Origin of the sequence: Mycolicibacterium parafortuitum (genome assembly GCF_002086815.1) — a bacterium.
GTDB lineage: Bacteria > Actinomycetota > Actinomycetes > Mycobacteriales > Mycobacteriaceae > Mycobacterium > Mycobacterium parafortuitum.
In genome coordinates this window covers 1-12,381 of sequence record NZ_MVID01000036.1, presented here as the reverse complement: position 1 = coordinate 12,381, position 12,381 = coordinate 1, and the positions used below count along the sequence as shown (strand labels likewise).

Annotated in this window: 11 protein-coding genes; 9 read left to right on the top strand and 2 right to left on the bottom strand. The window is 69.5% G+C overall.

The window, feature by feature from the left end; translation table 11 throughout:
- Nucleotide 1: 1 nt before the first annotated feature.
- From argH to BST38_RS26450, 4 genes are read left to right on the top strand one after another with little or no spacing between them, the layout of a single operon-like run.
- The gene (gene argH / locus BST38_RS26465) at nucleotides 2-1,414 is read left to right on the top strand and encodes an argininosuccinate lyase (protein ID WP_083146500.1); all 1,413 of its coding nucleotides are present in this window, start codon (nucleotides 2-4) and stop codon (nucleotides 1,412-1,414) included.
- Nucleotides 1,415-1,425: 11 nt separating this feature from the next.
- Nucleotides 1,426-2,055, top strand: a complete 630-nt coding sequence (locus BST38_RS26460; protein WP_083146499.1) for a hypothetical protein — start codon at nucleotides 1,426-1,428, stop codon at nucleotides 2,053-2,055.
- Between the two features lie 10 nt (nucleotides 2,056-2,065).
- On the top strand, nucleotides 2,066-2,635 hold the full coding sequence (locus BST38_RS26455; protein ID WP_083146498.1) for a hypothetical protein: 570 nt from the start codon (nucleotides 2,066-2,068) through the stop codon (nucleotides 2,633-2,635).
- 5 nt (nucleotides 2,636-2,640) lie between these two features.
- Entirely contained in the window at nucleotides 2,641-3,135 is a 495-nt protein-coding gene (locus tag BST38_RS26450; protein ID WP_083146544.1) for a hypothetical protein, read from the top strand.
- Here the strand turns inward: BST38_RS26450 and BST38_RS26445 are convergent.
- A complete protein-coding gene (locus BST38_RS26445; RefSeq protein ID WP_083146497.1) occupies nucleotides 3,113-4,399 on the bottom strand; it encodes a hypothetical protein in 1,287 nt (428 codons plus the stop codon). The two genes, BST38_RS26450 and BST38_RS26445, sit on opposite strands and share 23 nt — an antisense overlap.
- The gene (locus BST38_RS26440) at nucleotides 4,400-6,199 is read right to left on the bottom strand and encodes an ABC-F family ATP-binding cassette domain-containing protein (protein WP_083146496.1); all 1,800 of its coding nucleotides are present in this window, start codon (nucleotides 6,197-6,199) and stop codon (nucleotides 4,400-4,402) included. It lies immediately after the preceding gene.
- A 112-nt stretch (nucleotides 6,200-6,311) separates the two neighbouring features.
- Between BST38_RS26440 and BST38_RS26435 the strand changes: the two genes are divergently transcribed.
- The 5 genes from BST38_RS26435 to tyrS all read left to right on the top strand — a co-directional run bounded on the left by BST38_RS26435 (nucleotide 6,312) and on the right by tyrS (nucleotide 12,029).
- On the top strand, nucleotides 6,312-9,290 hold the full coding sequence (locus BST38_RS26435) for an acyl-CoA synthetase (protein ID WP_179963962.1): 2,979 nt from the start codon (nucleotides 6,312-6,314) through the stop codon (nucleotides 9,288-9,290).
- 64 nt (nucleotides 9,291-9,354) lie between these two features.
- Complete coding sequence (locus BST38_RS26430; RefSeq protein ID WP_083146495.1) at nucleotides 9,355-9,891, top strand: hypothetical protein; 537 nt, start codon at nucleotides 9,355-9,357, stop codon at nucleotides 9,889-9,891.
- Between the two features lie 3 nt (nucleotides 9,892-9,894).
- Nucleotides 9,895-10,101 carry a Trm112 family protein gene (locus BST38_RS26425; RefSeq protein ID WP_083146494.1) on the top strand — a complete coding sequence of 69 codons (207 nt, stop codon included), beginning with the start codon at nucleotides 9,895-9,897 and terminating at the stop codon, nucleotides 10,099-10,101.
- 20 nt (nucleotides 10,102-10,121) lie between these two features.
- A complete protein-coding gene (locus BST38_RS26420) occupies nucleotides 10,122-10,733 on the top strand; it encodes a DNA-3-methyladenine glycosylase (protein WP_083146493.1) in 612 nt (203 codons plus the stop codon).
- An 18-nt stretch (nucleotides 10,734-10,751) separates the two neighbouring features.
- A complete protein-coding gene (gene tyrS / locus BST38_RS26415; RefSeq protein WP_083146492.1) occupies nucleotides 10,752-12,029 on the top strand; it encodes a tyrosine--tRNA ligase in 1,278 nt (425 codons plus the stop codon).
- Nucleotides 12,030-12,381 lie beyond the last annotated feature (352 nt).

Sequence of the window (12,381 nt, the reverse complement as noted above, 5' to 3'; positions counted from 1 at the left end):
CGTGAGCACCAACGAGGGTTCGCTGTGGGGCGGCCGGTTCGCCGACGGGCCCGCGGACGCCCTTGCCGCACTGAGCAAGTCGACGCACTTCGACTGGGTGCTCGCGCCGTATGACGTGCAGGCGTCGAAAGCCCATGCCCGCGTGCTGTTCCGGGCGGGGCTGCTGACCGAGGAGCAGCGCGACGGACTGCTCGCCGGGCTGGACAGCCTCGGATCCGACGTCGCCGACGGCAGCTTCGGCCCGCTGGTCACCGACGAGGATGTGCACGGCGCGCTGGAGCGCGGCCTGATCGACCGGGTCGGTCCGGACCTGGGCGGCCGGTTGCGGGCCGGCCGGTCCCGTAACGACCAGGTGGCCACGCTGTTCCGGCTGTGGCTGCGTGACGCGGTGCGGCGGGTCGCCGACGGTGTCCTCGAGGTGGTGTCGGCGTTGGCGACCCAGGCCGCCGCGCACCCCACCGCGATCATGCCGGGCAAGACCCACCTGCAGTCGGCGCAGCCGGTGCTGCTGGCGCACCAGCTGCTGGCGCATGCGCACCCGCTGCTGCGCGACGTCGACCGGCTGGTCGACCTCGACAAGCGGACGGCGGTGTCGCCGTACGGATCCGGCGCGCTGGCCGGATCGTCGCTGGGGCTCGATCCCGACGCGATCGCCGAGGAGCTCGGCTTCACCGCCGCGGCGGACAACTCGATCGACGCCACCGCGTCCCGGGACTTCGCGGCCGAGGCCGCGTTTGTCCTCACGATGATCGGGGTCGACCTGTCTCGGCTGGCCGAGGACATCATCCTGTGGAGCACAACCGAATTCGGGTATGTCACGCTGCACGACGCGTGGTCGACGGGCAGTTCGATCATGCCGCAGAAGAAGAACCCCGACATCGCCGAGCTCGCGCGCGGCAAGGCAGGCCGCCTGATCGGTAACCTCACCGGTCTGCTGGCCACGCTCAAGGCGCAGCCGCTGGCCTACAACCGGGATCTGCAGGAGGACAAGGAACCCGTCTTCGACTCGGTCGCCCAGCTCGAGCTGGTGCTGCCCGCGATGGCGGGTCTGGTCGGCACGCTGCGCTTCGACGTCGACCGCATGGCCGAGCTGGCCCCGCTGGGATACACACTGGCCACCGACGTCGCCGAATGGCTGGTGCGCCGCGGGGTGCCGTTCCGCGTCGCGCACGAGGCCGCGGGTGCGGCGGTGCGCGCCGCCGAGGCGCGCGGCGTCGGCCTGGAGGACCTCGCCGATGCCGAACTGGCGGGTATCCACCCCGAGCTGACGGCCGAGGTGCGTGACGTGCTGACCATCGACGGCTCGGTGAACTCGCGCGATGCGCGCGGTGGTACCGCGCCCGTCCAGGTGGCCCGGCAACTCGGTGCCGTGCACGAGACCGCGGACGCCCTGAGGTCGCGGTTGCGCCGCTAGCATTCAGCGGTATGGACCCCCAGCCCGCCGCACCGGCGGTGTCCGCCGGCCGACGGTCGCGGGTGGGGCAGTGGCTGGCGAGCCGCAGGGTGAGCCAGTGGTCGAAAGCCGCGGTGGCCGCGTTCGTCGCATTCACGGCGTTGTTCGGCGGGCTGGACCGGGTGGACAACGGCGCGACACCGTTCGCGCCCGGTGAGGAGTTCAGCGACGGGCAGTACACCGTCACCGTCGATCGGGCGAGACTGCTCGAGACGATCCAGGGTGGGGGTCTGACCGTCGGTCCGGCCACCCCGGGACAGCTCTATCTGGGCGTGGTCGCGACGCTGCGCAACGACGGAACCATCCCCGGGCGGCTGCGCGACGAGCTGGATCTGCGCGGCGTGCCGGGGGAGAGGTTCTACGGCGTGTTCCGGTTCCGGGACGGCTCGCCGATCACCAACCTCGGTCCCGGCCTGACCGAGCAGGTGGTGTTCGCCTGGCAGGTCCCCGCCGACGCGCTGGCGCAGGGCAGCACCGTCACCGTCCGGGTGTGGAAGAAGAGCTTCAAGCAGCTGATGGTCACCTACGGCGGTAAGGAGTGGCTGGACAGTCTCACCGATTACGGGGTCACCGAGCTGGTGGTCGGGGCGCCGTCACCGTGAGGACATCACCGTGAGGACCCTGAACGCGAACGTCAAGGCGCTGCTGTCCACCCTCTGCGTCGTCGTGACCGTGGCCGCCGCGGCGCTGGTGTGGCACCACCTTCCGACGACGCTGGACATCTACGGCCCGTTCGAGGTCCGCGGCCGCGCGGGAGAACCGGTACAGGGCAGCGCGCTGCGCGCCACGGTCACCGCGGTGCGCATCGGGCCCCGGCTGGATTCCGTTCCGGCAGCAGGCATGTGGGTCGTCATCGACACCACCCTGGAGGCGGTGCGGGCCACCGAGCTGCCGCGCGCGGACCTGATCGTCGGACCGAACACGTACGCCAGATCCGATCAGTTCTCTCTGGACACGCTCGGCGAGGAGATCTCGCCGGGGATCGCCCAGCACGGCAGCTGGCTGTTCGAGGTCGACCCACCGCTCGTCGAGGCGGGGTCCTCGACGCCGCTGTTGCTCAGGGTGTGGGCAGGCAGCGACTACCTGGGATCCCGGTTGGTCATCGACATCCCGGCCGACGACCCGCTGATCACCCGCGCCGACGACGTCGGACTCGCCGAGCGCACGGAGAGCGGGCGGTGATGCGGATGCCGGCGCTGTGGCAGCGCAACGCGATCGGTGCCGTCGTCGTCGCATGCGCTCTCGGCGCCTACACCGCCATCGACTTTGGACCGGCCTGGTCGGCGTATCGCCACACGCAGACACCCCAGCTGGTCGTGCCCGCCGGTCAGAGCGGCGCCGCCGACGGGCAGACCTGGGAGATCGAATCCATCCGGCAGCTGAACCGCAGACCGTTGAACTTCGGGCCGCAGCTTCCCGACGGCACGGTGATCACGGTGATCGTCGTGGACTGGTCCGGCACGGCGCTGCCCGGACTGTGTACCGGGGTCCTCACCGACGGTGAACGTCGTTGGGATGCCGAAAGGCTCGGCGGATTCGCGCCGATCCCGCCGGACGGGATGAAGGCCCGATGCGATGCACCGGGACGCATTCAGTTCGCGTTCGTGCTGCCCGAGGATGCCGTACCCACCGCACTGGACGTCACCCACAACGACGCGATCACGGTGCGGATGCTGCTGTAGGTGCGCTCGGCCGCACGTTCTCCAGGCAGTAGGCGACGGTCGACGCGATCAGGCACACCCGGAGCGGCTCGACGATCAGGTGGGATATCAGGACCAGCACCGGTTGCGCGAAGTTCCAGAACGCCAGAGGGTTCGGGCCGAACAGTTCGGCCGCGCCCCGGAAGAGATATCCGGCCCGCATCTCGGGACGGTAGAAACTGCCCGCCATGTCCAGCCACGCCAGACCGAGATATCCGAGGACGTACAACGACAACGCCAGCACCCCGCCGTGCAGGATCAGTCGAGCGGCGTCGGTGATGGTCCGGTAGTTGCCCAGTTTCGACACGAACCAGTCCCGGGCGTCCGCGCGGTGCACCTCGGGCAGCCGCGACCACCGTTCCCGGACCCGCTTCTGCCGCCCGGCGGTGCGTTCGAAGACCCAGTCGGCGCGCTGGCCGGCCACGCGGCGCGCGGCTCCCCGCCAGTCCCGGGGCGCGGTGACCCCGTAGACGATCGCCGCGACCGCGAGCCACAGCAGCGGTATCGTCGCGCCGCCGAACACGGTGCGTACCGCCCACATCATGGCGTCCCAGACCGCGTCGAGCGGTCCCAGATACGAGAACAGGCCCGCACGGGTCTCGTTGAACCAGACCACGATCCGCCGCTCGGAGAGCCATCCGGTGGGATTGAGGAAGAACGTCAGGTCCTTGCTGGCGGCGAAGCTGACACCGAGGAACACCCACAGGGTGTCCACGTAGACCCGGACGCCGATCATCCATCCCGGCAGCCGGTCCTTGACCATACTCAGCACGTACCGCGCCACCAGCGCGGCCAGGATCAGCACCCAGGTCAGATTGCTGATCGGCAGCGTCTCCGGATGCAGTTCGGTCGGGGCCGGGGACGTCATCGCGTCGCCGATCCGGTAGTCGAGCGCGCGCGCCTCGAACGCGATCCAGTCCTCGGCGAACATCTTCCACGCGAGATAGATCGCGAAGAACGGCACGATGACGGTCGAGAACACGTCGATGCTCCGTGCGGAACGCGACGGCACCGCGGCCAGCGCCGGGATGGCCCGCCGCAGCACGAAGAACATCGCGACATACGAACCCAGGCGGGACAGGCCGGCCAGCGGCATGATCAGCGACGCCCACACGTCGTTGTCCCAGCCCGCCCACGCCGCCAGTTCGATGGCGCCGCGGCGGCCGAGCAGCCCGAGCAGATAACACGCGGCCAGCTGCGGCCAGTATCGAACGAACAGTACGAACGGCCGCAGCAGATAGGTCATCTAGCCCTCGAGTCTCTCCGAGAGCTCGATCCAGCGTGACTCCTGTTCGGCCACCTGGGTTTCGAGCTCACGCAGTTCTTCGGTGAGCTTACCCAGACCGACATGGTCCGACTGGTCGTGGCGCGCCATCTCGTCGTGCTTGGCGCTGATGCGGTCCGCGAGCTTGGCCAGCGACCGGTCGACCGACGAGATCTCCTTCTCGATGCTGCGCAGCTCGGCACCCGAGAGCTGCTCTGTGACAGCGGGTTTCGCTTGGGCCGCGGCGGGCTCGGGCCGGTCGGCGGTCAGCCGCAGATACTCGGGGATGCCGCCGGGCAGGTGGCGCAGCCGTCCGTCGAGGATCGCGTACTGCTGATCGGTGATGCGCTCGAGCAGGTAGCGGTCGTGGGAGACCACGATCAGGGTTCCGGGCCAGGAGTCCAGCAGATCCTCGGTCGCGGTGAGCATGTCGGTGTCGACGTCGTTGGTCGGCTCGTCGAGCACCAGCACGTTGGGCTCCGACAGCAGCACGAGCATCAACTGCAGCCGCCGCCGTTGCCCGCCGGACAGTTCACCGACCCGCGCCGACAGGTGCGCGCGCGGAAAGCCCAGGCGCTCCAGCAGTTGCGCGGGGGTGACGTCCTTGCCGTCGATCTGGTAGGTGGTCTGCAGCCGCCCGAGCACCTCGCGCACCATGTCACCGGCCAGCGCGTCGAGCTCGCGCGACTCCTGGTCCAGCACCGCCAGCTGCACGGTCTTACCGCGTTTGACCCGGCCGGCCGTCGGCGTCACGGTGCCCGCGATCAGGCCTAGCAGCGTCGACTTCCCGGCGCCGTTGGCGCCGAGGATGCCGGTGCGCTCACCGGGGGCGATACGCCATTCGATGTCGCGCAACACTTCCCGGCCGCCGGGGTAGGTCACCGACACGTCGAGCAGGTCGATGACGTCCTTGCCCAGGCGCGCCATCGCCGCACGGGACAGCTCGACGCTGTTGCGCAGCGGCGGGACATCGGAGATCAGCGCGTTGGCCGCGTCGATGCGGAACTTCGGTTTCGACGTCCGGGCCGGCGGTCCGCGACGCAGCCACGCGAGCTCTTTGCGCATCAGGTTCTGCCGTTTGGCCTCCACGGCCGCGGCCTGGCGGTCCCGCTCGACGCGCTGCAGCACGTACGCCGCGTAGCCGCCCTCGAACGGTTCGACGATGCTGCCCGGCACGCCGCTGCCGCCCGGATGAACCTCCCAGGTGGCCGTCGCGACCTCGTCGAGGAACCAGCGGTCGTGGGTGACCAGCAGCAGCCCGCCCGTTCCGCGCGCCCACCGCTGCTTGAGGTGTTCGGCGAGCCAGGTGATGCCCTGGATGTCGAGATGGTTGGTCGGCTCGTCGAGCGCGACGACGTCCCATTCGTCGATCAGCAACGCGGCCAGCTGTACCCGGCGGCGCTGCCCGCCCGACAGCGTGCCCACAGGTGCGTCGAACGGGATGTCGGCGACCAGACCGCCGATCACGTCGCGGATCCGGGCGTCGCCGGCCCATTCGTGCTCGGCGCGGCCACCCACCAGCGACCAGCCGACGGTGCGGTCGGGATCCAGGATGTCGGACTGGTCCAGCGCGCCGACCCGCACACCGCCGCGGCGGGTGACCCGTCCGCCGTGCGGTTCGATCTGGCCGGTCAACAACCCCAGCAGGGTGGACTTGCCGTCGCCGTTTCGACCCACGATGCCGATCCGGTCGCCGTCGCTGACGCCGACGGTCACCGAATCGAACACCACCCCGGTGGGGTACTCCAGGTGGAGGTTCTCGCCCCCGAGCAGGTGTGCCATCGATTTTCGAGACTAGTGGGCCCGCGGTCGATAGCAGAAACCGGCGGTCGGCCCTGTGCGATCATGACCAGGTCTCGATCGGTGGAGCGAACAGCAAAGTGGGGAGCGTGCAGTGGTGGACCTCTCGGCGATCACCAAGCCGGTAGGACGATTGGTCGCTACGGCCCAGAACGGTCTCGAGGTGCTGCGCTACGGCGGACTCGAAACCGGCGCCGTGCCGTCGCCGTTCCAGATCATCGAGAGCGTGCCGATGTACCGGCTGCGGCGCTACTTCCCGCCGGACTCGCGACCGGGCGCCACCAAGCCGGGACCGCCGGTGCTGATGGTGCACCCGATGATGATGTCGGCCGACATGTGGGACGTCACCCGCGAAGACGGCGCCGTCGGCATCCTGCACCGGGCCGGCGTGGACCCGTGGGTCATCGACTTCGGTTCGCCGGACAAGATCGAGGGCGGGATGCAGCGCACCCTCGCCGACCACATCGTGGGGCTGAGCGAGGCCATCGACACCGTCAAGACGGTGACGGGCCGCGACGTGCACCTCGCCGGCTACTCCCAGGGCGGGATGTTCGCCTACCAGACCGCGGCGTACCGCCGGTCCAAAGACCTCGCCAGCATCGTCGCGTTCGGTTCGCCGGTCGACACGCTGGCCGCGCTGCCGATGAACCTGCCGGCGAGCATCGCACCGGCGGCCGCGGACTTCATGGCCGACCACGTGTTCAGCCGGATCGACATTCCGGGCTGGTTGGCGCGCACCGGATTCCAGATGCTCGACCCGGTCAAGACGGCCCAGTCGCGCATCGACTTCCTGCGCCAGCTGCACGACCGGGAGGCATTGCTGCCGCGGGAGCAGCAGCGCCGGTTCCTCGCGTCCGACGGCTGGATCGCCTGGTCGGGCCCGGCGATCTCGGAGCTGCTCAAACAGTTCATCGCCCACAACCGGATGATGAGCGGCGGCTTCGCGATCCACGGTGACCTGGTCACGCTCTCCGACATCGACATCCCGGTTCTGGCTGTCATCGGTGAGGTCGACGACATCGGTCAGCCGGCGTCGGTGCGCGGCATCAAGAGGGCCGCACCGAAAGCGGACGTCTACGAATTCCTGATCCGCGCAGGGCATTTCGGTCTGGTCGTCGGATCCAAGGCCAGCACCCAGACCTGGCCCACCGTCGCCGACTGGGTGCGCTGGCTCGACAGCGGCGGCCCGATGCCCGAGGGTGTGTCGCCGATGCCGGTGCAGCCGTCCGCGCCGTCCGAGAGCGGCGTGACGCTCGCGTCGCGGCTGGCGCACAGCACCGCGGCGGCCACCGAGATGGCGCTGACCCTGGCTAAGTCGGCCGCCGACGCGCTGGTCGCGGCGAACCGGTCCGCCCGCACCCTGGCCGTCGAGACCGCACGCACGCTGCCACGGCTGGCCCGTCTGGGACAGGTCAACGACCACACCAGGATCTCGCTGGGCCGCATCATGACCGAGCAGGCTCGCGACATGCCGCACAACGAGGGACTGCTGTTCGACGGGCGGGTGCACACCATCGAGGCGGTCGACCGCCGCGTGAACAACGTGGTGCGCGGCCTGATCGAGGTCGGTGTCCGGCAGGGCGCGCGCGTCGGTGTGCTGATGGAGACCCGGCCCAGCGCGCTGGTCGCGATCGCGGCACTGTCCCGGCTCGGTGCCGTGGCGGTGCTGATGCCGCCCGACGCGGACCTGGCCGAGGCCGCGCGCCTGGGCGCGGTCACCGAGATCATCGCCGACCCCACCCACCTCGCCGCGGCCAGCGCACTGGACATGCGGGTGCTCGTGCTCGGTGGCGGCGAATCCCGCGACCTGGACGTGCCGGAGTCCGGTGCCCGCGCGCAGATCATCGACATGGAGAAGATCGACCCCGACCGCGTCGAACTGCCCGGCTGGTACCGGCCCAATCCCGGTCTGGCGCGGGACCTGGCGTTCATCGGGTTCAGCACGGTCAGCGGCGAACTCGTCGCCCGCCAGATCACCAACTACCGGTGGGCGCTGTCGGCGTTCGGCACCGCGTCGGCGGCCAACCTGAGCCGTAACGACACGGTCTACTGCCTGACGCCGCTGCATCACCAGTCCGGGCTGCTGGTCAGCCTCGGCGGCGCGGTCGTCGGCGGCTCCCGCATCGCGTTGTCGCGCGAACTGCGCCCCGACCGCTTCGTCCAGGAGATCCGTCAGTACGGCGTCACCGTCGTGTCCTATACGTGGGCGATGCTGCGCGAGGTCATCGACGATCCGGGCTTCTCGCTCAACGGCAACCATCCCATGCGGCTGTTCATCGGCGCCGGTATGCCCGCCGGGCTGTGGCAGCGCGTCGTGGACGTGTTCGCCCCGGCGAACGTCGTCGAGTTCTTCGCGACCACCGACGGCCAGGCCGTGCTCGCCAACGTCAAGGGCGCCAAGATCGGCAGCAAGGGCAGGCCGCTGCCCGGCGGCGGGGAGATCGCGCTGGCCGCCTACGACCCCGAGGACAACCTGATCCTCGAAGACAAGCAGGGGTTCGTCCGGCGCGCGGACGTCGGCGAGGTGGGTGTGCTGCTGGCTCACCCGCGCGGGCCGGTCGACCCGTTGGCGTCGGTGAAGCGGGGCGTGTTCGCGCCCGCGGACACCTGGGTGTCCACCGAGTACCTGTTCCGCCGCGACGAGGACGGCGACTACTGGCTGGTCGACAACCGCGCAGCGGTGATCCGCACCCCGCGGGGGGTGGTGTTCGCCGCGACGGTCAACGACGCCGTCGGCAGGCTGGACGCGGTCGACATGGCGGTCACCTATGAGGTGCAGAGCAACGGCAGGACGCTGGCCGTCACGGCGCTGGCGCTGCGACCCGGCGGAAGCGTCCCGTCGGCGGACCTGTCGGAGGCGCTGGCCGACCTTCCGGTCGGGTCACCGCCCGACATCGTGCACGTCGCCCCGGACATGACGCTGACCGCGACGTTCCGGCCGCTGGCCGGGCCGCTGCAGAAGAAGGGCCTGCCGAGAGCGTCGCGTAACGCCTGGTACCTGGACCCCGATACCCATCGGTACAAGCGGTTGACCGTTGCCGTGCGCAGCGAGCTCGCGGGCACTTCACAGTGATGCCGGGCCCGACGCGCACTGTTACGCTCGCCGGGTCGGCTGCCCCAACGCGCTGGAGGATTGAATGACTTCGCACAACAGCACCGACGGTGTGTCTCTGCCCCGCATCGCGGCGGGGGCAGTCCTCGGTGCCGCTCTGGCCTTCGGCACGGTCACCGGCATCGCGCCGCTCGCGGCCGCGCAGCCGACCACCAAGGCCGAGGTCCCGCCGCCCCCGCGGGTCAACCCCGACCAGGTGCTGATGGCGATCTCGCAGGAGTACCAGACCGGAGCCAGCGGCGGCCAGGTGTCGAAGCTGATCGAGCAGGTGATGACGCTGCGCAAGCGCGGCATCCGTCCGTCGGTCGCCAACACCCAGGCCTTGCTCGCCGGGCTCGACGCCCGCCCGAACCAGAAGCCGCTGATCGACGCGCTTCAGTCCACGCTGATCTACCAGCGCAAGGTGATGGCGCAGGGGGCGAACCAGATGCCGTCGGGCGGCGGTGCACCGCCGGTCGCCACGCCGGGCAGCCCCGGTGGCGGCATGGGTTCGCCGGCCTGGTCTCCCGGTAATCCGATGCAGCAGGGCGGCGAGACCATTTTCCCGATGCCCGGTCGCTGACCGATGGCGCTCGATGACACGTTGCTCGCCATCCTGGTCTGCCCGCAGGACCGCGGGCCACTGCTGGCGGTCGACGGATGCCTGTACAACCCGAGGCTGAAGCGGAAGTACCGCATCGACGACGGAATCCCGGTGCTGCTCATCGACGAGGCCGTCTCGGTCGACGATGACGAGCACCGGCGCCTTGTCGCCGCTGCCGAACAGTCGTAACCGGGCGGTTCCGCCTCTCGATGAGTTCCGCGGACCTGGAGATCGATCCGCTCAGTGCGGCGCGTCTGTTGCTCGGTGCCGAGTTGACCGGCCGCGGTGTGACAGCGACGGTCGTCGAGGTGGAGGCCTACGGCGGCCCCGCCGACGGTCCGTGGCCGGATGCGGCCGCCCACTCGTACCGGGGCCCCGGGCTGCGTAACTCGGTGATGTTCGGTCCGCCCGGTCGGCTCTACACCTATCGAAGCCACGGCATCCATGTGTGCGCGAACGTTGTATGTGCCTCCGACGGCGTCGCCGCAGCGGTCTTGCTCCGCGCGGCGGTCGTCGACACCGGCCTCGATGTGGCCTGGTCCCGACGGGGTGCGGCGGTGCGCGAATCCGGGTTGGCGCGCGGACCAGGCAATCTGTGCTCGGCGTTGGGCATCACCATGGACGACAACGGGACCGACCTGTTCGATCCGCGATCCCCGGTGCGGCTGAGGCTCGGCGAACTGCGGGTCGGGGACGCCGGCCCGCGGGTCGGGGTCAGCAAGGCGGCCGACCGGCCGTGGCGGATGTGGCTTCCCGGTCACCCCGAGGTGTCGGCGTATCGGCGCAGCCCGCGGGCACCGGCTCCGGGGGAGAGCGACTAGTACGGAAAGATCGGGGCCATGAGCACGCCGGACATCCTGGACGAGTTGGAATGGCGTGGACTGGTCGCCCAGTCCACCGACCGTGACGCGCTGGCCGAGGCGCTCGCCGCCGGCCCGATCACCGTCTACTCCGGTTTCGATCCGACCGCGCCGAGCCTGCACGCCGGGCATCTGATCCCGCTGCTGACCCTGCGCCGGTTCCAGCAGGCCGGGCACCGGCCGATCGTCCTCGCCGGCGGCGCCACCGGAATGATCGGTGACCCGCGCGATGTGGGGGAGCGCACCCTGAACACCGCCGACACTGTCGCCGACTGGGCCGGGCGCATCCGCGGTCAGCTCGAGCGCTTCGTGGAGTTCGACGAATCCCCAACCGGCGCCGTGATCGCCGACAACCTGTCGTGGACGGCTGAGCTGTCGGCCATCGAGTTCCTGCGTGACGTCGGTAAGTACTTCTCGGTAAATGTGATGTTGGACCGCGACACCGTCCGGCGCAGGCTGGAGGGGGACGGCATCTCCTACACCGAGTTCAGCTACATGCTGCTGCAGGCCAACGACTACGTGGAGTTGCATCAGCGGTACGGCTGCACGCTGCAGATCGGCGGCTCGGACCAGTGGGGCAACATCATCGCCGGGGTGCGGTTGGTGCGGCAGAAAGCCGGCGCCTCGGTGCACGCGATGACGACGCCGCTGGTCACGGACTCCGAGGGGAAGAAGTTCGGGAAGTCGACCGGCGGCGGCAGTCTGTGGCTCGACCCCGAGATGACCAGCCCGTACGCCTGGTACCAGTACTTCATCAACACCGCGGATGCCGACGTGATCCCGTATCTGCGGTGGTTCACGTTCCTGACCGCCGACGAGTTGGCCGACCTGGAGCAGGCCACCGCGGAGCGGCCGCACGAACGCGCTGCTCAGCGCCGCCTCGCGCGGGAGCTGACCAACCTGGTGCACGGCGAGGACGCGACCGCCGCGGTCGAACTCGCCAGCCAGGCCCTGTTCGGCCGGGCCGAGCTCGCCGATCTTGACGAGGCGACGTTGGCCGGCGCGGTCCGGGAGGCATCGGTCGCACAGCTGGAACCCGGGGGTCCCGACTCGATCGTCGATCTCCTGGTCGCCACCGGGCTGTCGGCGAGTAAGGGCGCCGCGCGGCGGACCGTCGCCGAAGGCGGGGCGTACGTCAACAACGTGAAGATCGACCGTGACGACTGGGTTCCGCAACCATCGGACTTCCTGCACGGCCGGTGGCTGGTGCTGCGGCGGGGCAAGCGGAATATCGCCGGGGTCGAGCGCGTTGGATGAGGGCGGGAACCGGCAGGCGTCTGGTGGCGTCCCGGCGGCGTCATGGTCGCGGTTCAAAAACCGGCTCTACCAGGCGATTTGACTCTGAGTTATCCCTGACGTAACTTTACCGAGTCGCTGCGACACGGGCCAGAAACCCGGAGAGCGCGGCGGCCTCCAGAGGGAAGTTCACTTCGGTGAACATCCTCTACTGTCCGCACAGAGACCACGGCTTTTAGCCGGGGATTTCTTGCGCGGCCAGACTGGGGCGTGTTGTTTGAGAACTCAATAGTGTGTTTGGTGGTTTTTGTTTGTTGTTTTTTTGATCCGCCTCTTTTTCCCGTTTAGGGGTGGGTTGTTTTTTGATGCCAGT

Excerpts from the sequence above, each read along its gene's own strand:
- BST38_RS26445 (WP_083146497.1), bottom strand. The coding sequence starts at position 4,399 with ATGACCTATCTGCTGCGGCCGTTCGTACTGTTCGTTCGATACTGGCCG.
- tyrS (WP_083146492.1), top strand. The coding sequence starts at position 10,752 with ATGAGCACGCCGGACATCCTGGACGAGTTGGAATGGCGTGGACTGGTC.
- BST38_RS26440 (WP_083146496.1), bottom strand. The coding sequence starts at position 6,199 with ATGGCACACCTGCTCGGGGGCGAGAACCTCCACCTGGAGTACCCCACC.
- BST38_RS26430 (WP_083146495.1), top strand. The coding sequence starts at position 9,355 with ATGACTTCGCACAACAGCACCGACGGTGTGTCTCTGCCCCGCATCGCG.
- BST38_RS26460 (WP_083146499.1), top strand. The coding sequence starts at position 1,426 with ATGGACCCCCAGCCCGCCGCACCGGCGGTGTCCGCCGGCCGACGGTCG.
- BST38_RS26450 (WP_083146544.1), top strand. The coding sequence starts at position 2,641 with ATGCCGGCGCTGTGGCAGCGCAACGCGATCGGTGCCGTCGTCGTCGCA.
- BST38_RS26425 (WP_083146494.1), top strand. The coding sequence starts at position 9,895 with ATGGCGCTCGATGACACGTTGCTCGCCATCCTGGTCTGCCCGCAGGAC.
- BST38_RS26420 (WP_083146493.1), top strand. The coding sequence starts at position 10,122 with ATGAGTTCCGCGGACCTGGAGATCGATCCGCTCAGTGCGGCGCGTCTG.